23 protein-coding genes are annotated in these 23,167 nt (G+C 36.3%); 13 read left to right on the top strand and 10 right to left on the bottom strand.

Annotated elements, in window-relative coordinates; translation table 11 throughout:
• Window positions 1-11 precede the first annotated feature (11 nt).
• Window positions 12-344 (top strand): hypothetical protein, encoded by a 333-nt coding sequence (locus tag LF20184_RS07405; RefSeq protein WP_010019974.1) that lies wholly within the window; start codon window positions 12-14, stop codon window positions 342-344.
• 146 nt (window positions 345-490) lie between these two features.
• Here LF20184_RS07405 and LF20184_RS07400 read toward each other — a convergent pair whose 3' ends face one another.
• A complete protein-coding gene (locus LF20184_RS07400) occupies window positions 491-1,453 on the bottom strand; it encodes an AEC family transporter (RefSeq protein ID WP_010019973.1) in 963 nt (320 codons plus the stop codon).
• A gap of 34 nt (window positions 1,454-1,487) precedes the next feature.
• Entirely contained in the window at window positions 1,488-3,110 is a 1,623-nt protein-coding gene (locus LF20184_RS07395; protein WP_010019972.1) for a malolactic enzyme, read from the bottom strand.
• Between the two features lie 233 nt (window positions 3,111-3,343).
• Between LF20184_RS07395 and LF20184_RS07390 the strand changes: the two genes are divergently transcribed.
• The 3 genes from LF20184_RS07390 (at window position 3,344) to LF20184_RS07380 (ending at window position 5,556) form a co-directional block, all read left to right on the top strand.
• A complete protein-coding gene (locus tag LF20184_RS07390) occupies window positions 3,344-4,102 on the top strand; it encodes a LysR family transcriptional regulator (protein ID WP_010019971.1) in 759 nt (252 codons plus the stop codon).
• A 707-nt stretch (window positions 4,103-4,809) separates the two neighbouring features.
• Window positions 4,810-5,100 (top strand): helix-turn-helix domain-containing protein, encoded by a 291-nt coding sequence (locus LF20184_RS07385; protein WP_010019970.1) that lies wholly within the window; start codon window positions 4,810-4,812, stop codon window positions 5,098-5,100.
• Window positions 5,101-5,556: a low molecular weight protein-tyrosine-phosphatase gene (locus tag LF20184_RS07380; RefSeq protein WP_010019968.1), complete on the top strand. Its 456-nt coding sequence runs from the start codon at window positions 5,101-5,103 to the stop codon at window positions 5,554-5,556.
• A gap of 6 nt (window positions 5,557-5,562) precedes the next feature.
• Here LF20184_RS07380 and LF20184_RS07375 read toward each other — a convergent pair whose 3' ends face one another.
• Window positions 5,563-6,315 (bottom strand): MurR/RpiR family transcriptional regulator, encoded by a 753-nt coding sequence (locus LF20184_RS07375; RefSeq protein WP_010019967.1) that lies wholly within the window; start codon window positions 6,313-6,315, stop codon window positions 5,563-5,565.
• Window positions 6,316-6,433: 118 nt separating this feature from the next.
• Here LF20184_RS07375 and pfkB (LF20184_RS07370) point away from each other — a divergent pair, with 118 nt between their 5' ends.
• The 6 genes from pfkB (LF20184_RS07370) (at window position 6,434) to LF20184_RS13060 (ending at window position 11,466) form a co-directional block, all read left to right on the top strand.
• Window positions 6,434-7,363: a 1-phosphofructokinase gene (gene pfkB / locus LF20184_RS07370; protein ID WP_010019966.1), complete on the top strand. Its 930-nt coding sequence runs from the start codon at window positions 6,434-6,436 to the stop codon at window positions 7,361-7,363.
• 2 nt (window positions 7,364-7,365) lie between these two features.
• The gene (locus LF20184_RS07365) at window positions 7,366-9,270 is read left to right on the top strand and encodes a fructose-specific PTS transporter subunit EIIC (RefSeq protein ID WP_010019964.1); all 1,905 of its coding nucleotides are present in this window, start codon (window positions 7,366-7,368) and stop codon (window positions 9,268-9,270) included.
• A gap of 110 nt (window positions 9,271-9,380) precedes the next feature.
• Window positions 9,381-9,956, top strand: coding sequence for a PTS sugar transporter subunit IIA (locus tag LF20184_RS07360; RefSeq protein WP_010019963.1), 576 nt, complete (start codon window positions 9,381-9,383; stop codon window positions 9,954-9,956).
• Between the two features lie 33 nt (window positions 9,957-9,989).
• The gene (locus tag LF20184_RS07355; RefSeq protein WP_056945135.1) at window positions 9,990-10,694 is read left to right on the top strand and encodes an MgtC/SapB family protein; all 705 of its coding nucleotides are present in this window, start codon (window positions 9,990-9,992) and stop codon (window positions 10,692-10,694) included.
• Window positions 10,695-10,830: 136 nt separating this feature from the next.
• Window positions 10,831-11,331, top strand: a complete 501-nt coding sequence (locus tag LF20184_RS07350) for a hypothetical protein (protein WP_133278252.1) — start codon at window positions 10,831-10,833, stop codon at window positions 11,329-11,331.
• A gap of 12 nt (window positions 11,332-11,343) precedes the next feature.
• Complete coding sequence (locus tag LF20184_RS13060; RefSeq protein ID WP_010019960.1) at window positions 11,344-11,466, top strand: hypothetical protein; 123 nt, start codon at window positions 11,344-11,346, stop codon at window positions 11,464-11,466.
• 120 nt (window positions 11,467-11,586) lie between these two features.
• Here the strand turns inward: LF20184_RS13060 and LF20184_RS12765 are convergent, their stop codons facing one another.
• Both LF20184_RS12765 and LF20184_RS07345 read right to left on the bottom strand, forming a co-directional pair.
• Window positions 11,587-11,736 (bottom strand): SPJ_0845 family protein, encoded by a 150-nt coding sequence (locus LF20184_RS12765; protein ID WP_010019958.1) that lies wholly within the window; start codon window positions 11,734-11,736, stop codon window positions 11,587-11,589.
• Between the two features lie 76 nt (window positions 11,737-11,812).
• Entirely contained in the window at window positions 11,813-12,370 is a 558-nt protein-coding gene (locus LF20184_RS07345; RefSeq protein WP_056945134.1) for a hypothetical protein, read from the bottom strand.
• Window positions 12,371-12,547: 177 nt separating this feature from the next.
• Between LF20184_RS07345 and uvrC the strand changes: the two genes are divergently transcribed.
• Both uvrC and map read left to right on the top strand, forming a co-directional pair.
• Window positions 12,548-14,365, top strand: a complete 1,818-nt coding sequence (gene uvrC, locus LF20184_RS07340; RefSeq protein WP_056945133.1) for an excinuclease ABC subunit UvrC — start codon at window positions 12,548-12,550, stop codon at window positions 14,363-14,365.
• Window positions 14,366-14,382: 17 nt separating this feature from the next.
• On the top strand, window positions 14,383-15,222 hold the full coding sequence (gene map / locus LF20184_RS07335; protein ID WP_010019953.1) for a type I methionyl aminopeptidase: 840 nt from the start codon (window positions 14,383-14,385) through the stop codon (window positions 15,220-15,222).
• A 37-nt stretch (window positions 15,223-15,259) separates the two neighbouring features.
• Here the strand turns inward: map and LF20184_RS07330 are convergent, their stop codons facing one another.
• A complete protein-coding gene (locus LF20184_RS07330; protein ID WP_056945132.1) occupies window positions 15,260-17,131 on the bottom strand; it encodes an SLAP domain-containing protein in 1,872 nt (623 codons plus the stop codon).
• A 215-nt stretch (window positions 17,132-17,346) separates the two neighbouring features.
• Here LF20184_RS07330 and LF20184_RS07325 point away from each other — a divergent pair, with 215 nt between their 5' ends.
• The gene (locus tag LF20184_RS07325; protein WP_010019950.1) at window positions 17,347-18,699 is read left to right on the top strand and encodes a PTS transporter subunit IIC; all 1,353 of its coding nucleotides are present in this window, start codon (window positions 17,347-17,349) and stop codon (window positions 18,697-18,699) included.
• Between the two features lie 57 nt (window positions 18,700-18,756).
• Here the strand turns inward: LF20184_RS07325 and LF20184_RS07320 are convergent, their stop codons facing one another.
• The 4 genes from LF20184_RS07320 to LF20184_RS07305 form a co-directional block, all read right to left on the bottom strand.
• On the bottom strand, window positions 18,757-19,290 hold the full coding sequence (locus LF20184_RS07320; RefSeq protein WP_010019949.1) for a GNAT family N-acetyltransferase: 534 nt from the start codon (window positions 19,288-19,290) through the stop codon (window positions 18,757-18,759).
• A gap of 96 nt (window positions 19,291-19,386) precedes the next feature.
• Window positions 19,387-21,324 (bottom strand): PTS fructose transporter subunit IIABC, encoded by a 1,938-nt coding sequence (locus LF20184_RS07315; protein ID WP_010019948.1) that lies wholly within the window; start codon window positions 21,322-21,324, stop codon window positions 19,387-19,389.
• A gap of 21 nt (window positions 21,325-21,345) precedes the next feature.
• Entirely contained in the window at window positions 21,346-22,266 is a 921-nt protein-coding gene (gene pfkB / locus LF20184_RS07310; protein WP_010019947.1) for a 1-phosphofructokinase, read from the bottom strand.
• Entirely contained in the window at window positions 22,266-23,018 is a 753-nt protein-coding gene (locus LF20184_RS07305; RefSeq protein WP_010019945.1) for a DeoR/GlpR family DNA-binding transcription regulator, read from the bottom strand. Before LF20184_RS07305 ends, pfkB (LF20184_RS07310) begins: the two co-directional genes overlap by 1 nt.
• Window positions 23,019-23,167 lie beyond the last annotated feature (149 nt).

Raw genomic sequence — 23,167 nt, 5'->3', positions numbered from 1 at the left:
AGGTGAATAAAATGAATAATGAAATAAAGTTTATTATCAGTGAATTGGAAGTTATTTATGGGTTTTATCAAGACAATTTCAGTCTTAAACGAATCAAAAGTTATATTCTCAGTATGCCTGAAGGAGCTAAAATCGTGAAAGTTGAAGCCGGTAATGTTCCTATGTATGACCACAATGTAACTTTGCCGATTGCTAAATTTAACGATGATTCTGACTCAATTGGTCTTCTACAAGTAACACATACTATGATCAACAATCGTGGCGTCGATGTAATTGCCAATGATGCTAACCGTGTGACTCAATTAGTCAACCGTTTGATTGATTTGATTGCACCAACAAAATAATAATAAGTACACAAAAAAAGCCGCCAAACCGCAGAATGTTTGACGACTTTTTTAATTTATTAGAGGAGGATCTGATTTTTTGTTTTAAATGTGTGAATGTGAATTGTTTTCAATAAATTTTTGATTTTTGGATTATTAATGATTAATTAGATCAAGTTAGCAACTTGCATCAAGATAGGTACAACGATTACGAACAAGACGGTTGAAGTAGTAACCAAGTTAGTTGCGTAGTCGACATCACCGTGCGATTGATCAACTAGGATAGGCAATACGGCAAGACCAGGAGCAGCTGATTGAATAATGAATGAGCTACTTTCTAGTTGTGGCATAGTACCGATCATTGAACCACCGATAAGGATGATACCAATCATGATAACTGGAGCAACGACGAATCTACCTAGTAAGGCAAGAATTGTATCACGGTCAAATCTGATAGATTTCAAACCGGCATCTGCCAAGATAATACCAATGTAGATAAGTGACATAGGTGTAACGATACCACCGACCATGTCTAAGGTCTTATTGATCCATTCTGGAACAGGAATTGCTAGAAGCAAGAATACTAATGAAACTAAGAAACCAACAAGTGGAGCAGGAAGTAATTTCTTCCAGTTGAAATCTTTCTTTTCACCCTTTGCTACGGTTGGATCATCACTTGAGATGAAGAAGATACCAACAGCCCAAGTTGAAATTGTATTCATAACATAGTAGATAAGGAAGTAAGGTAAACTCTTATCTCCGAACAAAGCCATGTTTAAAGGTAAACCAATGAAGATTGTATTAGCATTAACGAACATGTTAATGAAGGTACCACGACGGCCTTTTCTAATACGGAAAACTTTCGTTAGGATCCATGCGACAATGTATCCAATAGTGAAACTGGCGAAGGTGAAAACCAAACCACCAGAAAGACTTGCTAATTTGTCTCGGTTCAAATACTTAAGAACAGAAACAAAGATTGAAGCAGGTAGGGCAATCTTCATAATAATGAATGAGATATTACCCTTAAATTCATCACCTAAACGGCCTGACCCTCTTAGCCAATAACCTAAGGCGATAACTAGTACGATTTCAGCAACACTCTCTAGAGAAGTGATAAATGCAGCCATAAAATAATTCCCCTTTATTTTACAAATTTATATATTAATATTTAGGTTCCCACTTAGCGTCTTCAACAGCTTTCTTAGCATCAGTAGCAGATGTAAGTTTTTCATCAATAGCTTGTTGAGCAACACCTTCAGCAACAGTAATACTGAACTTGTCTAGTTTTGAAACTGGAGGAAGTACAGCAGCACCTGGTTGTGTAGCATCAACGATACCACCCAATGAGTGAGCAGCTTTGTTGATCATACCGTCTGAAAGAACTTTAGCATTAACAGCTAATGAACCAAGACCAAGACCAGGGTAAACCAAAGCGTTGTTAGCTTGACCAATGTTGTATGTAACACCGTTGTATTCGATTGGATCAACAGGAATACCAGTAGCGATAAGAGCTTTACCATCAGTCCACTTCAAAAGATCTTCAGCCTTTGCTTCAGCAAGTTTTGTAGGGTTTGAAAGTGGGAAGATGATTGGACGTTCTGTGTGAGCAGCCATTTCCTTGATGATAGGTTCTGTGAATGTACCAGGTTGTGTTGATGTACCAACCATGATTGTTGGGTGAACTGCTTTAACAACAGCTTCCAAGTTAGTTAGTTCGTCAGCATTTGCAAATTCACTACGTTGTCTTGTGAATGGCTTTTGTTCTGGTGTAAGGCCTTCTGTGTCATCGAACAATAGACCTTGCTTGTCAACTAGGTAGAAGTGTTTCTTAGCTTCTTCTTCAGAAAGTCCTTCTTCAACCATAGCGTCAAAGATTCTCTTAGTAATACCAGCACCGGCAGTACCAGCACCAAATGATAGGTAAACTTGGTCAGTAAGTTTTTGCTTAGAAATGTTCAAAGCACCTAAGATACCAGCTAATGTGATGATACCTGTACCTTGGATGTCATCGTTGAATGTCAAGATGTCATCTTTGTACTTGTTCAAAATATTAGCGGCGTTGCTACGACCAAAGTCTTCAAAGTGAAGATACATGTCAGGGAACAAGTTTTCAGCAGTTTGAACAAATTTGTCAACGAATGCGTAATATTTGTCGCCTGTAACACGTTGGTGGTGGTTACCCATGTAGAGGTCGTCTGCAAGAAGTTCTTTGTTGTTAGTACCAACATCAAGAACAACTGGAAGAACTGACTTAGGATCAACACCAGCAGCGGCTGTATAAACCATCAATTTACCAACAGAGATGTCAACACCTTGAACACCCCAGTCACCAATACCAAGAATACCTTCACCGTCAGTTACAACGATAAGTTTGATGTCGCGACCCTTAGTAGCATTCTTTAATGAAGCTTCTAATTCGTCTTGGTCATCGATTGATAGGTAAACGGCATTTTGTGGGTCCAAGAAGAAGTGACTGTAGTTTTCGATTGTGTCAGCGATAGTTGGATCATAAACAACTGGCATGAATTCATTAACATGTTCACTGAACAATTTGTAGAACAAAGTAACATTTTCATTGAACAAGTCCATCAAGTACATTCTCTTATCAAGGAAGGTAGCCTTCTTTGAATAGTTTTCGTAAGCTTGTTCTACTTGTTGGTCCAAAGTTTGAACAAATGGTGGAAGTAAGCCTTCGATGTGGTTTTCTTTTCTTTCTTCTTTAGTAAAGGCAGTACCTTTATTGAAGAAATGATTATTGAGTAAATCTAAACCTTCATATTTCATAAAAAAAATTCCTCCTAATTAACTTTTTCAACAGTTAAACATTAATATATTTAATAGCTCCGTACATATCATATTATATAAATTAATTTTATTAATATTGGAATAGAGCTTTATTCCTTATTGGCATATTAAATATTCAATGTCTTTAATTAACTTTCGAATGTATAATAGTACATGATAAAAAATATAGTCAAATATGTGTACTTCGATAAATAAAATTTATAGGTGGGAAAATGAACTTAAAAGATTATCAATATTTCAAAAAATTATCTGAATTAAAAAACTTTTCTGATACGGCTAATTTCTTTGGTGTCAGTCAACCAACCATCACTTATTCCTTAAAAAGGCTAGAGGATACGTACGGACTTTCTCTAATTAAGCGAAAAAGTTTTGCTAATTCTCTGTCACTGACTTATGCCGGACGCCAATTGTTAATGCATATCGATCGAATTCTTTTGGAAAATGATTTGATCAGTGACGACATGGAGCGAATTAAACGTGAAAAAATCATGATGGGCTGGCCACCAATTATTACAAATTACGTCATTCCTAAAGTTTTTGACCGTTTACGAGATGCTGACTTACTCAATTCAATTATTCCAATAGCCGATGGTTCAGGAGAATTATTGGACAAATTAAAAAATGGCGAAATTGATCTTTCCTTATTAGGAACGACAATTTTGCCACAAGAAAATCATTTGGACTATCAATTGATTAAAGAGCATCATTTTAAATTTATCGCTGCCGCAGATCGGGATGTTTCAAAGATTAAAACAATTGAAGATTTATTTGCGGAAGATTTCATCTCATTAAATGAAGGTTCTGTTCACAATTTGGTTTTGCAAAGAATGATTGAACGTTACAATGTCACGCCACATACCTTGTTTCAAACTTCGGATTATCAGTTGATGCTCAGCTTGGTCAAGGAGAACAAAGGGATTAGTTTTGTGACAGAGACGGCTATTCAAGGGTTTCAGGTATTCAAGAAATAAAACTACCCGAAATTCAATTGCCACCGTTTTATATCTTATTTGTTTATCGTCACAATATGATTGGAAATGAGACTTTAGCGCAGTTGATGCACATTTTCAAAAATATATAGATAAATGAATATAAAAAAATTATGGTATACAGGTATAGTCCAATAAGGGTACAATGTATTTACCAATTGGTATTGGTGGATTAATCCTTAGATAGTTTTTATAACTATCTAATTGTCGACACTGTGATAGTAATGCAATATAATAAGAAATTTATATCTCATCAATATAGCTGTTTTATTATGCTTTCATTACATTTTTATCACTTTATCAAAATAAAATGGATTAAATTTTGTGGGATAGTATATGTTTAAATAAATCCATTTTACTGTCAGAAAGCCATTCTAGTGGGCTTTCTGTCTTTTTTTTAACACTATTTATAAAAATATGGCGACTTTTTGAAATTAGCTGTTTTTAAAAATGAGTGTGTTAGTATATTAAGTGAAGAGGAGATAAATCCTACATTTCCTCTTTCTTGATAATTTCATGATAATAATTGGTTAAAAACTATTGTCAATTTAATGGTGGTTCCTCCCTGAGCTACCATTTTTTTTGTGCTTTTTTTTAGGAAAATCGACTGTTAAAACTTTGTTACATCAATAATAGAGTTATTTTGTATGGTATAATTTTTTGTAATAAGCCGTTTAGGAGTTTTTAGTATGAATTACAATGAGAGTCAACAAAAAGAAATTGCGCAATATGCGATTGAGCATGACAACAATTACAAAGCTACAGGTGAAAAGTATCAAATTTCATATCAACAAGTTGCCGCTTGGGTTAGAAAGTACAATAAAAAATCTACTGCTAAAAAAGTAACTGCCAAGAAGGCTACTAAAAAGACAAACAAGACTTCAACACCACAAGCAAGTGCGCTAGATGTTTTGAGTCGTAAAGATCCAGTTTTGGAAGCTCAATTAGAAGAAGTTAAAAAGAGATTGGGATTGATTTAAATGAAGAAAATCATTTTTGTTTGTTTAGGTAACATTTGTCGTTCACCAATGGCAGAGATGATGATGCAGAACTTAATCGAGCAAGAAGGTTTGTCAGACCAAATAACGGTCGCTTCTCGTTCGACATCCACTTATGAAATTGGCAACCCACCACATCCTGGTGCAATTGCCGAACTAAAAGACAAAAAAATTCCAATTATCCACCATCGTGCTCAACAGATCACCCGACAGGATTTCGATGAGGCCGACGTAATAATTGGAATGGATCAACAGAATATTGTCAATTTGCAAAATATGGCACCAGCTGCTGATCGAAATAAAATTCACTTAGCTTATGAAGCTCTTGGACAAACTAAAGTAATTGAAGATCCTTGGTATGATCATAAATTTGATCGAACCTATCAACAATTAGCCGAAGTTTTGCCCGCCTGGTTAAAGATACTATTGAACCAATAGAGAAATCTATTGGCTTTTTTGCGTTCGGATGACGTAGGAATCCAGTAAGATGCGACTGATTACTTGAAGAGGTAGTCTTGATCTGACCTCATAATCAGGAAAGTATGAGGTTTGTGACTTGAAGCCTAGTAGTACCATTTCGGAATACTTGATAATGGAGCCTTCCTCATTAGTGGTGATAGTGAGGGTACTAACGCCATTGTCGAAAGCATTTTTAGCACCAGCCACTAATTCTTTAGTCTCACCATTTAAAGTAATGAAAATAACTAAGTCTTCGCGTCTGATTCGTTTACTCATTGTGACAATGATATTAGGATCAGTGCTCAAGACACAATTCTTGCCAAGCAATTGCAGCTTTACGAGTAATTCTTGAGCAATAAATTCTGAAAATCCTCTGGCAAAAATATAAATGTCGGAGGATTTTTTTATTTTTTGAATAGCATCTTCAATTGAGCCGACATTTAACATTTTTAAAGTATTATCGACTTCATATTTGTTCTTTAAAATAGCTTGCTTGATGTCGTGGTCGACTTTTTCTAAATTTTTGTACTGTTGTGTATCTTTTCTTTTGAGCGTCAACTGTTGACGAAAATCAGTGTAACCGGAATAACCCATCTTTTTTGTGGTTCGGACAATGGTTGCGGTTGAAACGTTGGCATCTTCACTTAATTTAACTATCGACAGATTAGGAATATCATCTAGATTGTTTTGAATGTACTCCCAAAGATATTTTTCTGATGAACTTAATTTATTTTTCATAAAATCTCCCTAATTAGTAAAAGATTTTCTAAATATTTGCAAATATACCTGATTATGAAAACATTTACATAATATCATATTGTAAGATGTATTTAGAAAGTAAAGAGGGGTTTTGCAAATGATTTATACTTGTACGCTAAATCCGGCAATCGATTTATTCATTGAAACCGAATATTTGAAACCGGAAATTGTTAATCGAACTAATAGTTATGATATTCAACCAAATGGAAAAGGTGTGAATGTTTCCTTTATCCTAAAGCACTTAGGTGTTGATAATACAGCATTAGGAATTGGCGGTGGATTTACGAGTGACTTTATTGAAGAGTCATTGAGAAATAAAGGTATAAAGACAGATTTTACACATATAGACGGCATTTCACGAATTAACGTCTTTACACGAGTTGTCGATACTGATACTGAATACAAACAAGTCAACAATGGGCCTGAAGTTAATGAAGAAAAAGTAAAAGATTTTCTTGAAAAAATTTCTGAGTTAAAAAAAGATGATAAATTGGTAGTCTCTGGTAGTTTTTCTAAGGGAGTTCCAGCTGATATTATCATTAAAATCGCCAAAATGGCACAGAAACAACAATTTGATTTGGTGATTGATACTAGTTATCCAGATGTTGTTGAGACTATCGGTTATCATCCATATTTGTTGAAACCGAATGATGAAGAGCTTTTATCATGGTTCGATGATGAAGAAAATAATAATATTCCAACGTTGATCAGTCATTCAAAAGAATTGATTGAAAAGGGTGCCAAAAATATTCTGTTATCTCTAGGTAGCAAAGGGGCCTTACTAATTAATCAAGATACAGTTCTTTTCGGTAATGCTCCTAAAATAAAAGTCGTTAATACTGCTTGTTCTGGAGATACGATGCTAGGAACATTCTTGGCTGGTATCGAACAAGGATTAAATGCTGAAGATAATTTGAAGAGAAGTATTGCTGCTGCTAGTTCAACTGCTGCAAGTTCAGGATTAACAGATTTTAAAGATGTAGACGAATTAATGAAACAAATTGATATCAAAAAAATGGAGGGGTAGATATGGCAAAATATGAAATTATTGCAGCTACAGGCTGTCCTACGGGAATTGCCCATACTTACATGGCTCAGGAAGCTCTGGAAGAAGCTGCAAAGAAACGTGGTATCTCGATAAAAGTTGAAACACACGGACAATCTGGTGTTGAGCATGCCTTCAGTCAATCAGAAATTGACCAGGCCAAGGGTGTAATTATTGCAGCTGATAAAGACGTTGATATTGATAGATTTGATGGCAAACGTCTGATTAATGTCTCGGTAACTAAAGGCATGAAAGAACCCGATGAGTTGATTGAGAAAATTTTGAATGACAAGAACGTACCTGTTTATCACAGCGCCGGTGGTTCCAAAGCAAGTAGTTCCGAAGAAGCAGAATTAACTGGCTCATTTTGGCATAAGTTATATGTTTATCTGATGAATGGTGTCTCACACATGTTGCCATTAGTTGTTGCTGGTGGTGTCTTAACCGCTGTTTCATTCTTCTGGGGAATTAATTCAGCAGATCCTAAGAGCGCTCAATATAACGCTGTTGCCGCCTTATTAAACATTATTGGTGGCTTTGCAATGAATTTAATGGTACCTGTTTTGTGTGCTTATATTGCTGAGGCAATCGGTAAGAGGACTGGTTTAATCATCGGATTTGTTACTGGTATGATTGCCTATACTAACGGTACAGGATTCTTAGGTGGTATCGTTGGTGGTTTCTTGGCAGGTTATGTAGCCGTATTATTAACGAAATTATTCAAATCATTGCCAAAATCACTTGATGGTTTAAAATCAATTTTTATTTTCCCAGTTTTAGGGGTTTTAATTTCTGGAACTATTATGTGGTATGGATCAGTACCAATGAAAGATCTTAATACTGGTATGATGGCTTTTCTAAAGAGTATGGAAAACTCAAGTCCAATTCTTTTAGGATTGATTGTCGGAATCATGTGTGCTGCTGATATGGGTGGCCCAATTAATAAAGCTGCTTATTTAACTGGTACAGCTTTACTTGCACAAGGTAATTACTTCTTTATGGCTGGAGTTTCAGCTGCTTGTATCGCTCCACCACTAGCTACTGGTTTTGCCGTTTTGTTCAACAAAAAAGCATATACTTCAAAAGAACGTAGTGCTGGATATGTTAACTTTTTGCTAGGTTCAACGCACATTACTGAAGGTGCAATTCCATTTGCTGCCAAAAATCCTTTACTAAATATTCCATCATTTATGGTTGGTTCAGCGATCGCAGCTATTTTATCCTATGTGACTAAAATCTCTGTTCCAGCTCCTCATGGTGGTTTCATTGTTTTACCATTAGTCAACAAACCATTCTTATGGGTTCTCTGGATTGTTATTGGTGCACTAGTGTCAGGGTTCTTACTATCTATCATTGCCGGCCGTCAAAACCAAAAGAACAGTGTTGTAGTTACTCCTGTTGGTAACGTGGAAGTTGGAAATGAAGAAACAGAAACATCAAATAATGACCTAGGAGAAATTCTCAACAAAAATAATATTGCATTAAATGTGGAGGTATCTTCAAGAGATGAATTGTTACAATACTTATCTGACTTCTCAGAAAAATTAGGATACTCAACTGATTCAAAGGCTGTTTATAAGAAATATCTAGCACGTGAAGCTGAAAATTCTACTGGTATGGAAAAGGGGATTGCCATTCCACATGCTCAAGATAAATCTATCAAGGGTTCTGCCATGTTGATTGCAAAATTGGCCAAGCCAGTTGAATGGAAAACTTTTGATAATCAACCAGTTGATATCGTAATTTCATTCTTAATTCCTGATGAAGATAATGGCAGCAATCACTTAGAATACTTATCAAGTACTTCAAAGTTGTTGATGCATGATGAATTTATCGAATCATTGAGAAAAGCACAAACTAAAGAAGAAATTCTTAAATTGTTTAAATAACTAGAATCACCAATTCAATTTGGATTGGTGATTTTTTTGTTAAATGAAAGCGACAACTTAAAAATAATTGTATGATAAATATAAAGCAATTATTGATAGGGGATGAGTGAATGGCCTTTTGGAAAAAATTTGGAGATTTTTTAACTGGAAAATCAGCCAAGGATGACAAGCCTAAAAAAACTATTGTTGTGGTAGCACGTGATAGTAACGTTCCAAATCAAAAACGAGTTGACCAGATGATGGATCTGTCAGCAATTTTAAGTGAAGATAGTATTGCCTTGGACGTCGAAGCTGACTCAAAAGAGAAAGTTTTAAAGTATTTGGCAAATTTTGCTAAGAAAAATGATGAGAATGTTGATGTTGAGGCTGTTTACGGAAAATTATTGATACGAGAAAACGAAGCTTCTACGGTTTTAGGTGAGGGAATCGTTATGCCCCACGTTCAAGATGAGTCGCTAACTAGTCTGAAAATGTTTGTTTTGAAACTGCACCAACCGATAATTTGGGATGATCAGGAGTCAACGGATGTGGTTTTAGGATTGTTAGGACCAGACCCAGAAAAGGATTATGAAAACATTCCATATATGTCAACAATCGCTCGCCTATTGCTAAGAAAAGATTTCATTGTTACACTAAAAAGTGCATCTACAAAAGAAAAAATATTTAAATTATTTAAAAATAGTTAATAGCTTGAATCTGAAGAACATTGGAGGGGTTATTTGATTAGTCAATTAAGTGTTCTTACAGTTATCACAAGATTATTGGTTTCAGTTTTATTTGCTGGAATTATTGGAATCGATCGGGCGTATAAACATCGACCAGCCGGATTGAGAACGCACATCTTAGTTTGTCTAGGTGCTTGCATAATAGCGATGATTCAACAAAATATCGGCTTCAATGCCATAGAGATGGCTCGTCAATATCCTGAGGTAAAAGGTGTCTTGAGAGCTGATGATGCGCGATTGATTGCTCAAGTCGTCAGTGGAATCGGTTTTTTGGGCGCTGGAACGATTATCGTTGAACACCATTCGATCAGAGGTTTGACGACTGCTGCTAGTTTATGGGTCGTAGCTTGTATTGGCTTGGCAGTTGGTATGGGAGATTATATAATTGCCATTGCTGGATTCTTAGTCGTTTATGCGGTTTTGGGATTCTTAAAAAAGATTATTCGAATCAGTCCAGTTCGAAAACTAAAAGTCGAGTATCTGCATAAAGTCGAGACTAAAAAATTCATCGATGATTATTTCAAAAAGAATGACATCACAGTTGAAGGTGTCCGTTTTAGCGTCTACAAGCGAGACGATGAAAAGGTCTATACGAATGTTTATTCAATTGATTTTGGAAAGAATCTTGACTATGTCGATATTGTCGAAGGATTGTCAATGAATTCCAATATAATTAAAGTTGAAACTATTAATGTTTAAAAAAATATTCCTAAATATAGATTTAGGAGTATTTTTTATTGGTTCGTTTATACGGAAATATTTAAATAATTAAATGTTCTAAATCAATTGTAATTTGTCTAGACCTTTGCTATCTTTGGATTATTGGGGGAATTAAATGATAAGAAATTTACCGACCAGACTCTTGATCATGGTCCTATGTTTGCTTGCACTGGTGGCAGTTTTTTTGGTTTCATCAAAGGATAAAATATCTGGAAGCATTATGGAAACAAAAATTAATCTAGTTGATAAATCAAGACAGAGTACAGCTGCTGAATTTGCCAGTAAACGTAAGAACTATTCTTATGTCTCATTTGATAATCTTTATTCCAATACGAGTTTGTATTATGGAACTAAGGTTCATCAAAGTGGTCATATCAAGGATCTTGACATGGAACATAAATACTTATTAATTGCTTTAGACGGGAATGATGAGTCAAAAACTATCAAATTGAAATATAATCTATCCAACTTTGAACGGGGAAACGTTAGTTTACAGGAGAATGATCCTATAAAATTTTACGGTCGTGTTTTGGCAACTGATAATTATATCAATGACAAAGGACGAACCGTTCAACGACCAGTTATTTCCGCTGATTTTATTCAATCCAAAATATAAAGGGGATAAATTATGGCGTTATTCAATGGTGTATCAGACGCTTACTTTGAATATTTGATGTATCAGGAACTAATTGATTTACGACAAGAAGAAACTGATGTGGATATTCGTTTTGATAACAAAAAATTTGAATAAATAAAAAAGGCCTAGGACATAATGTCTTAGGTCTTTCTTTTTCATCAAAAGGATTCTCGTTAAAGAAATAGTAAAATAAATGGCAGTCGCTTACAAGAAGCAACATTAAACAAGAGAAGTTTATTTTTTATCTTTTAGATTCTTATCTTTTGAAGATTTTTCATCCGCAGAATCTACGCGTTTTACGTTTTCTTTTACATCATCGGGAAGAGAGGCAAACTTATCAAATAAACTGCCAAAATTACTTTCACGTTTCACTGTTAGGCCCATCGGTATCAGCCCCTTTCAAGTTTCTTTATAATTAACTACATTATAAAACCTTTTTGAGTAAATAACAAATATCTGCCTAAGCTTTTTCAATCTTTCCGGTAGCGATTGGAAGAGTTACGTGAGCATCGTAGTCGCCAACTTCACCAGCTACAGAAGTTGGCAATTTGAGACTTTGAGGAACGCCGTGAACGTAAATAACACGTTTATCTAGTTCCAAATCGTCTGTTCCAAAGACTTCCTTAAATTGTTTCTTCAAGGCGTCTAAAGGAACATCTTTTTCGTAGGCAAAATGACCGTTTGCATCAGAAGTTGGATAGTTGTCGTTAGGAATATTCATATCTTGTGGAGCATTGTCAAAAGGAACCATAGTAGTACCGGAAACAGCTTCAGTTTCAGGCAGGTCGACTAGATTGTCGTGATTGGCATCTTGATCCATTGTAGCAATTTTGGCGTCTTTACCATCAGGAAAACCGTGGAAATGTTCCCAGTGTTGGGTGTTAGCAGGAGTATCAAACATTTCAATCTTGATATGTAAGGTGTCATCATCTTCAGTGAATTCAGCTTGACCGTGAGCTTTAGTACCAATGAAATCAGCATTTAGTGGAACGATTTTTGCAATATATTTTTGTGTCATAGTGAAATACCTTCTTATTTAATTTTGTACAAATTGATTTTACACAATATAGTATATTACAGAAAAATATACTTTCAACAAATTTGCTTGTATCATATAAGTGGCAGTTAATTTGACAATTATTTAGATTAAATTAAGATTAAATAAGTCTAAAGTTAAAAGGGAGGGGTATTTTCATTGGCAACTGAGTATCTTGAACATAAATTAAGTCTTTTACCACCACGTCCAGGTTGTTATCTAATGAAAGATATCAATTCCAAGATAATTTACGTTGGTAAAGCTAAAAATTTAAAAAATCGGGTTCGTTCTTATTTCAAGAGTTCACACGAAGGTAAGACAGCTCGATTGGTCTCAGAAATTAGAGATTTTGAAACCATCATCACGTCGAATGACAAAGAAGCCTTTTTGCTAGAAATAACTTTGATTCAAAAGCATCAGCCTTATTACAACATCAAATTGAAACGAGGTACCGGCTATCCCTACATCAAGATCACTAATGAACGTGATCCCAAAATGGAAATTACTGGTTTAGTTAAAAAAGATGGTGCCTATTATTTCGGTCCATATCCTAATGTTTGGGCAGCTTCTAATACCTTGAATTTCTTACAAAAAGTCTATCCTTTAAGAAGATGTCAAGGAAATTTGGGGCGTCCTTGTTTGTATTATCATATGGGACAGTGTTTGGGTGCCTGTTTTAAAACGGTACCAAAGTCTGAATATGATGACCAAATTGAGAAAATCAAGAAATTCCTAGGCGGCAATGTTGGAGAAATCAAGCATCAGTTGGAAGAAAAAATGTCACAGGCTTCTGAGAAGATGGAATTTGAACGGGCTGCTGAATTGCGCGACCAAATCAAATACATCGAAACCACAGTTGAAAAGCAAAAGATTATTTCAAATGACAGTACGCCGAGAGATATTTTTAATTATTACGTGGAAAAAGGTTGGATCTCGATTCAAATCTTCTTTATTCGTCAAGCTCGATTGATGAAACGTGAGAAAAAAGTTTTTGCTTGTATCAATACGCCGGAAGAAGAATTGTCGACGTTTATTCTGCAATTTTACAATCGTCGCAATCAAGTTTTGCCTAAAGAGATTTTAGTGCCTGATAATTTGGATAAAGATACCTTATCGCAAGTTTTGAATATTCCTTTTAGAACGCCTCAACGTGGTCAAAAAAAGGATTTGATGGATATGGCTGCTGAAAATTCCAAATTAGTCTTGCAAGAGAAATTCCGCTTGATGGAACTTGATAATCGTCAAACTTATGGTGCTCAAAAGCAGATTTTTGAAGCTTTGGATCTGCCATATGGTCACATTATTGAGTCGTTTGACCACTCGCATATTCAAGGAACTAGTCCAGTTTCAGCAATGGTCATGTTTAAAGATGGTCGTCCGGAAAAGAGTGGCTACCGGAAGTATAAGATCAAAGGTGAAGTTGAGCATCAGTCTGGAGCCGATGAAGCTGCTAACACGCGTGAAGTAATTTATCGTCGCTATTCACGTTTGATCAAAGAAAAACATCCATTACCGGATTTAATCTTGATGGATGGTGGTATCATTGAATTGCGTGCTGTTATGGACGTTTTGGTTAATGAATTGGGAATCGATATTCCAGTAGCTGGAATGGTCAAAGATGATCATCATAATACGTCGCATTTGATTGTCGGTGAAGATGGAGTTGAAGTGCCACTAGATCGAAAGAGTCAGGGCTTTTACTTGCTGCAGAGGATTCAAGATGAAGTTCACCGTTTTGCGATTACTTTCCATCGTAAGACACGTAGTAAAAATGCTTTGTCTTCGCAACTCGATAACATTCAAGGTGTTGGACCAAAGACTCGAACTAAACTATTGAAGAAATTTGGTTCTGTTAAGAAGATGAAGGAAGCTAGCGTTGAGCAGTTAACCGATTTGGGTATTCCCAAAACAACTGCACAGACAATTAAAATTACGTTAGCTAGTACAGATTTTCATAAGAAGTATCATAAAGGTTAAAAATTGGGGGATATTAGATGATTACATTAAAATCACAACGAGAAATTGAAGGAATGCGTGAATCTGGTAAGATTTTGGCTGGAGTTCATTTGGGACTTCGCGACATTATCAAACCAGGGATTTCAGCTTATTCCATTGAAGAGTTTGCCAATGACTATATCGTAAGTCATGGTGCTACACCTTCAGAAAAAGGATTTGAAGGCTATAAGTACGCTACTTGTGTCGACGTCAATGATGAAGTTGCTCACGGTACGCCACGTAAAGATTTGATTTTGCATGAAGGCGACGTTGTTAAAGTAGACATGACCGTCAATTACAAAGGCTATGAAAGTGATTCATGTTGGAGTTACGCCGTAGGTTCTGTCAGTCAAGAAACATCAGACTTGATGGAAGTTACTAAGAAATCATTATACCTAGGAATTGCTCAAAGTATTGCCGGCAATCGTTTAGGCGATATCGGTTATGCCATTCAACACTATACTGAAGATGAACATGGCTACGGGGATGTTCGTGAATTGTGTGGACACGGAATTGGACCTACAATGCATGAAGAACCAGATGTTTTGCATTATGGAGAACCTGGTCGTGGATTACGTTTGAAGAATGGTATGACTATTACCATTGAGCCTATGATCAATGAAGGTACTTGGGAAATCGTCGATCGTTCTTTGAAGGACCCTAACGATGACTGGATCTACTATGCTAGTGCTGATGGTTCATGGTCTGCTCAATATGAACATACTTTAGCTATTACTGAAAATGGTCCTGAGATTTTGACATCACAAGACGCAGCTGAAGATGAAAAATATTTAGCTTGGGCTCGTGACTATCTTAAAGAACACAATCAAAATAAATAAAAAGTCGTCCAAAATTGGACGGCTTTTTTTGGTGGAATTAATTATTTATTACATCACTAGCTTTGACAAATTCATCGGTTGCTACGCGATAGTATTTAGTTTCGTTAGAGCCTAGATAGGCGATGCGGTCGTACTTCCAAGCGGTATTGGCAGCTAGGCCTCGGTTATTGATTAATTTGTCTTCAACAGTTGATAAATAAGTTACTTCAACATCTTTAGTATCAACGATGCCTTTTTGAGCTACGTAACGATAAATATCACTGTCTTTGACCCATTCGTTAGTTGCTACACGATAGTATTTTATACCTTTTAGAGTGATGATTTGATCGACTTTCCAATCGGAGTAAGCTGCCAGTTGACGTTGTTTGTTTTTAGTCATTTGACCAGTTTTGAAATCATATAGATCAACGTTTTTTTTCATAGTTCCCACTAGACCATTGTAATGACTAGGTAAATTCGAGATTTCGTTGTTCCCATTTTGGTTGTTATTATTGTTAGGCTTTTCTTCACTAGTTTCTTTTTTAGTGTAAGTGACTTTTTCTTTAGTCGTGATAGTACCATCTTGGTTTACTTGAGCGGTTACAGTTTCTTTATCAGCAACGTAACCATCCTTTTTTGGAACTGTAACTTGAATGTCTTTGCCAATTTCTCCGGTTACATTTTTGACTACTTGGTCACCAAGATTAGAGTTGATCATGACGTTAGCAGTAACGGTGCTGTTAGTGTCGTCAGATTGATTAGATTCATAGTAAAGTTCCAAAGTAGTTGTACGACCGGCATTTTCATCTTCAACGACCACTTGGTTATTATCTAACATTTCTCCACTGATACCGTAAATACCAGTGTTTAGAAAGTTTGGTTGACCTTCGATACTGTTTGCGGCGCCAATTTCACCAAAGTTTCTTTCGTAAATCTTGTGATGAAGGACTGAACCAGTTTGAATGTAAGTTCCTAATTGAGGAAGATATTCATTGATTGAGCTGACAGCAGTTTTGTTCTTATTCAAAGTTGCTACTTTACTGTCGGGCATCTTAGGTTCATCTTGAAGTGGAATTGAACCATTTAGTTCCCCAGTAACTTTTTTTGAGAAATAAGGCTTGTTATCTAAATAGACCTTGAAATTGACCGTGTAAGGCTTAGCTTTTTCTAAGTAAACAGTGTATTCAGTCCCGTTATCTTTATCGATCTTTTTACGGTCGTATTCTTTCACTATAGGGGATTCAAAATTAGCCTCATTTTCATAATTATTTAGAGGATTCCAATTGGCCAAGGCGTCAAAATCTATGTCATAAGCATCAAAATAACCAATCAAATCAGGAGCATCGTGAATGCTACTTAAAGTTGCTACCCTGAATTCATTTTCAGAAGGATCATCGTGATATTGAAGCGCTTCTGTTTGTTCATAACTGTAAAATTCTTCGTTGGTGTCTTTTAAAATATAGTGAATTTTGGCCGAACCTTCATACAACTCACAAACTAGTTTATTTATCGGTTTACCATTGTCGAGTAGTGTAAAAGTCTTAGTATTTTCATCGTAGACCATGTTTAAATTGATATTTAAGGCTTCGTATTCTAGGTATCCACCCCAGCTTGATTTAGTGTAGATAGTAGGTGTATTGACGATAGTTTCTTTTTTTTGTTGTAAGTCCCAGATATCGCGTTGATTTAATTTGATGTAGCCAATTTCTAAAAATTGTCCTGTTTCTGCATAAGCCTTAATAGGAATCGAAGCTTCTGCTTTTAAATCAGATAATTCAAATTTTTCTCCAATGTTGAGTATTTGTCCCGTTGGAGTAGGCATTTCTTGAGTATCAGTGGTCGCAGCTTGAATAGTAGCTGCTTGGAATGCTGGTCCACAGAAGCTAGTTAAGATTAAAGCTGATAGTAAGATAGTTGTTTGTTTTTTCACGTTATAAACTCCTTGCGTTTTGTGGTAGGGGGTTCTTCAAGTTTTCCTTGAAAGCAGTTACAAGTATAGCAAGGAAAACTAGCTTGTGAAGCAAAAATATCATGATATATCAACAAACAATGAAACTGAAAAAAAATAATTATATTAAATATTTTTGTTGGTGCTTACAAACAAATCTAGTGAGATAATTAATGGGTTGAGGGGGGATACAATTGATGAATTTTTTTACCTTTGCTAATGGCTTGAGTGTCGTCTGTATCTTGTTGATCATCGTCATGATGATTGGCAAAACGCACTTTACCAAAATAGTAGAGAGCATTATCAAATTTTTAATCGCTATTATGGCAACGACTTCGTTGGTAGCGTTGTTGATGCAAACTTATAATCCCGATATTGCTAAATTAGTGGCAAAAACGGGTTTGAATTTGGATGTGATTGATCTAGGTTGGACACCAGCAGCTATTATTACGTGGAGTTCAGCATATAACTTATTGGTTTTATTAGTAATGATGATCGTTAATGTGATTTTGCTGCATTATCACGTTACAAAGACCTTAGACGTCGATGTCTTCGATATTTGGCACTTGTCATTCGTAGGTCTACTAGCGATGTATATGGGCGCAAATATCGTCGTCAGCTTGATTTTTGTGATTGCTTTAGGAGTTTTGAAGTTCATTAATTCTGATTTGATGAAACCAACTTTTAATGACTTGATGAACGATCAAAAGGGTCCGATGACTTCGACGCATATGAATTACTTGATGAACCCAGTCGTAATGCTACTAGATGAAATTTGTAATTTGATTCCAGGTATCGACAAAGTTAATTTCAATTCCACGAAGTTAAATAAAGCAGTTGGTTTTTGGAGCTCCAAATTTGCGACCGGATTTTTCCTAGGAATCTTGATTGGTTTATTCGGACAAATTAGTTTGAAGGATATTTTTGGATTAGCCTTCTTACTAGGAGCCTTCATGGAATTGTTCAATCTCATTGGTTCATGGTTGACTTCATCGCTTGATCCAATTATTAAAGTCATCACTGATCATTTGAATAAATATGGCGTTAATATGAGCTTTATCGGTCTGGACTGGGCCTTTTTATCCAGTCGGCCCGAAGTTTGGTCAGTGGCTAATATTTTGGCACCTTGCTTGATTATCGAAGCCTTCTTATTGCCAGGAAATCGAATTATTCCATTAGGTGGTTTGATTGCTATGGGTATTACGCCATCGTTGTTAGTCGTAACGCGTGGTAAAGTCTTTCGAATGATAGTTATTGGGGTAGTGGAGATTCCAATTTTCTTGTGGTCAGCTACTTTGACAGCACCATTCATTACTTCAATGTTTAAAAATATTTTGCTAAGTAATTCAAATATTGGGATGATTGGTTCCGCTACTAAAGAAGGACCAATTGAACAATTGTTGGCAATCATGATTGGAAAATCTTCATCCGGTGATTTGAAATTTATCGCTTTGACAGCTGGCGCAATTGTCGTTTACTTATTACTATTCTTCTGGTATCGAGGCAGAATGAAAAAACGTAATTTAGCTTATCAATCAGAAACAAATTAATTTAATCAAAACAAATAGGATGCAACTATCTGCATCCTATTTGTTTTGATTAAATTTTTATAAGTTTAATTCAAAAGCTAGACGGGCATTGTCTTCATGATTGACAGCTGGTTCAGATACGTAGATTTTGCCACGATGAACGTAACCAGAACTCTTAGCAAGAGCTTGCATGCGTTTGTTCAATTGGTGGGTATCGATTCGAAAGTTTCTGATGCCGTTTTGATATGAATAACTGATCAAGTTGGAGACGAAGATCTTTCCTAAATGTTGACCGGCATAGTCAGGGTTGATAGCAATTCGGTGAATTGTCGCATATGGATCAGTATTGTTTTGCCATTGACCGTTAGTAATGTCGTGATAATTAGGGTCGTCAGCCACGATTAAAGTAGCCGTTCCGGCAATCTTGCCATCAACCATTAAGACCCAGCATTGTTGAGCTAGAATGTCGTTTTTAATAGTGTCAGTATCGGGGTAGCCATTTTGCCATTGTGGGCTGCCATCGGCTTTTAACATAGCCTGAGCTTGACTGATGATTTTCATTATTTCTGTTAAATCTGAAACTTGGGCGTGCTTGATATAAACTGAGCTCATTTGTAAGCCTCCATATAAGTAAGATGATTTAATTTTATCACTTTATTTTTGGTAAAAAAAAGTATCTATCGCCAAAGGATAGATACTTTAAAATTATTATTTCTTTTTAGCAGGTTTCCAAACACCGTAGATGACACCAGAGATGATAGCACCGATGATAACAGCCAATAAGTAAAGCAATGGTTTGTTAGCAAGTGGTGTAACGAAAATACCACCGTGAGGAGCAGGAACGTTGATGCCCCAAAGTTGTGTCAAGCCACCACCGATTGCTGAACCGATAACACTAGATACGATAACGTGTAGTGGATCTCCGGCAGCAAATGGGATAGCACCTTCAGTAATGAATGATAAACCTAAGATGTAGTTAGATAGACCAGCTTGTCTTTCTTGTTCTGTAAACTTGTTCTTCCAGAATGTTGTAGCAATAGCGATTGCTAGAGGTGGAACCATACCACCAACCATAACGGCAGCCATCAAAGCACCGTCTTGTGTAGCAGTGAAAGTACCGATAGCAAATGTATAAGCGGCTTTGTTGAAAGGACCACCCATATCGATTGACATCATACCACCGAGCAAAGTACCTAAGATAACAGCATTACCAGTACCCATTGATTCTAGGAAGTGAGTAATTGCAGCATTAACAACGGCAAAGATTGGATCAACAGTAAAGTACATGATAGCTCCGGTCAAGAGCAGACCTAGAACTGGATAAATCAAAATTGTCTTCAAACCAGCAAGTGAATGAGGTAAATTCTTGAGCCATTTCTTTAAGAAGACGATAACCCAACCAGCGATGAAACCGGCAAGTAGACCACCGATAAATCCGGCCGGACTCTTAGAACTAACAACAGAAGCTGTTGCTTGTGAAGCCATGTAACCACCAACGAAACCAGGTAGCAAGGCAGGACGATCACCGATTGAAACGGCAATGTAAGCAGCTAGAACAGGAATCAAGAAACTAAATGCGTAATTACCAACGTTGTTAAAGAATAAGAACCATTGTGATTTGGCACCAACGGAGTTTTCTAATAGGAATGAAATTGCCATTAGAATACCACCACCGACAACGAATGGAAGCATGTTACTGATACCATTCATCAAGTCAGCATAGATTCTTGACCAAAGTGATTTCTTTTCTTCTGATTCTTCTTCTTCAGAACTTGCGCCACCTTCATCATGGAAAACAGGGGCTTTTTGTTCAACAGCTAAGTTGATCAATTCTTCAGCCTTGTTAATACCATCACTAACGGGACGGTTAACTAAATGCTTGCCATCGAAACGAGGCATTTCAACTTTTTTATCAGCAGCAACGATAACACCGTCAGCACGCTTGATTTCGTCAGCAGTTAGTCTGTGTTTAACACCTTCAGAACCGTTTGTTTCAACTTTGATATCAATACCCATCTTTTCAGCTTGTTCTTTTAGAGCAGCTTCAGCCATGTATGTGTGGGCGATACCAGTAGGACAAGCAGTAACAGCGACAACATAAGGTTTCTTCTTATCGTCAGAAGTAGCAGCTTTGGCAGCTTCTGCTTGAGCCTTTTGCTTTTCCTCGTCAGCTTTGTCCTTAGCTTCTTTTTCCTTCATAGCTTGGTCAAATAAGTTTTGAACTTCATCAGGAGTTTTAGCAGCTTTTAAGTTCTTAACTAATTCTGGGTTGATTAAAAGTGATGAAAGAGCAGCTAGAGCTTGCAAGTGAAGATTGTCGGCACCATCTGGAGCAGCAATCATGAAGAATAGGTAAGCAGGTTGTCCATCGAGTGATTTGTAATCGATACCTGAATTGCTCTTAGCAAACAAAACAGTTGCGCGTTTAACCGCTTTGTCACGAGCATGTGGCATGGCGATTCCGTCACCAATACCGGTACTAGTTTGAGCTTCACGTTTTAAGATGTCAGCTTTATAAAGTTCTTTGTCGTCAATGACACCAACTTGATAGTACTTATCAACCATTTCTTCAATGGCATCCTCTTTGTTAGTAGCTTTCAAGTCCATAATCATGGCGTCTTTTAATAATAGTTGTTTCAAGTACATTTTTAAAAGTCCCCCCTTGGATTAAAGTTCAGTAATATTAATTTGTTGATAAACTTCGTCGATTTTTTCTTTAGTAGCGATGTCTTGGCTAAAAGCAGTAGCTGAACCACAAGCAGCACCGACATGGAAGCTTTCAATTGGATCTTTTGTATCCATGAAAGTACCAGAGAATCCAGCAATCATTGAATCACCGGCACCGACTGAGTTGATGACAGTACCTTTAGGAGCATTAGCCTTATAAGCTTTGTCTTTAGTAACTAATAAAGCACCATCACCAGCCATTGAAACTAGGGCATGTTTTGCACCTTGTTCCAACAACTTTCTAGCATAAGTAATGATTTCTTGTTCATTTTTAAAGGTAACATTGAATAATTCGGCTAATTCGTGGTGATTTGGTTTAACTACTAGTGGATGTAGGGGCAAAGTATCTAACAATGCTTGACCGGTAGTATCGATAACGAATTCAGCACCATTTTTTTGAATCTTTTTAGCAATATCTAAATAAAAATTTGAATTTAAATTTTTGCAAAGGCTACCAGCCATGATAACAATATCGCCGTTACCGATAGTATTTAAATTATCCATGAAGGCTTTCTTTTCAGCGTCACTAATTTGTGGACCAGCACCGTTGATTTCAGTTTCCTCATTTTGATCAACAGCATTGATCTTAACGTTGATTCGAGTATCTTCTTTAACCTTAGTAAAAGAAGTTTTTAGATCGTGTTGGCTTAACAACTCTTCAAACATTGAACCAGTTGCGCCACCGACAAAACCAAGGGCAGTAGAATCAAGCTTCAATTCCTTGAGGATTCTAGAAACATTGATTCCTTTACCACCAGGAAGTTTAACGTCGCTAGAAGTTCGGTTGACTTCACCAGTGTTTAAATTCTTCAATTGTAAAACATAATCAATTGAAGGATTGACTGTAATTGTATAAATCACTATTTTGCCTCCATAATTTTTGTATATTTGTTCAAAAGACTGAATTCTTTTTCTGATAGCTTATTCGTTATTAATGGAACTTCATCTAGAGTTGCAAAACGACTAAAGCTGACTTGCGAAAACTTAGAACTATCAGATAAGACAAAGGATTGATTCGAACGAGCTATGGCTAAACGTTTGATAGCTGCTTCTTCAGGATCAGGTGTTGTGTATCCAGCTTCAGTATCAAAACCATTTGTACCAATAAATGCATGGTCAAAATGATAATTTTCCAAAGTTTGAATAATTGTTGATCCAACCAAAGCCTTTGTAGATGACTTTAATTTCCCCCCGGGAATGAACGTGTTTACTTTGTAATCGGCTAACATCGAAGCATTGTCGACACTGTTAGTAATCACCAGTAAATCAGTATGCTCAATTAAATAGGGAATCATGAATTGAATCGTTGTCCCTGAATCGAGAAAAATTACCTCATTATTTTGAACTAAACTAGCAGCCGTTTGACCAATCATTTTCTTCTCATTAATGTGAACCGCAGCTTTTTGTGAAAGGGCAGGTTCTTCATGCAATGAAATCACGTTTTGAGCGCCACCGTGGATTCGCAATAATTTGTGGCAATTCTCCAAATCTTGCAAATCACGGCGCAAGGTTGATTCGGATGCACCAGTTAATGGAATTAAATCGTGGAGTTTGACAATATTATGAATTTTTAATTGTTCAAGAATTATTTGTTGTCTTTCTTCAGTAAGCACTTTCATCACCTCGCAAATGATATAATACAACCATTATCGTTCAAAATCAATCATAAAATAGCAAAAACTTCCAAAAACAGTCAAAAAGATTGACGGCTTTAAAAAAGTACTGGACAATCAATCGCAGTTCAAAGTATTATGAAGTCTGT

Source organism: Companilactobacillus farciminis KCTC 3681 = DSM 20184, assembly GCF_002706745.1.
GTDB classification, from domain to species: domain Bacteria; phylum Bacillota; class Bacilli; order Lactobacillales; family Lactobacillaceae; genus Companilactobacillus; species Companilactobacillus farciminis.
Note: the sequence above shows the minus strand (reverse complement) of the source record. Positions and strands in the feature narration are given on the sequence as shown.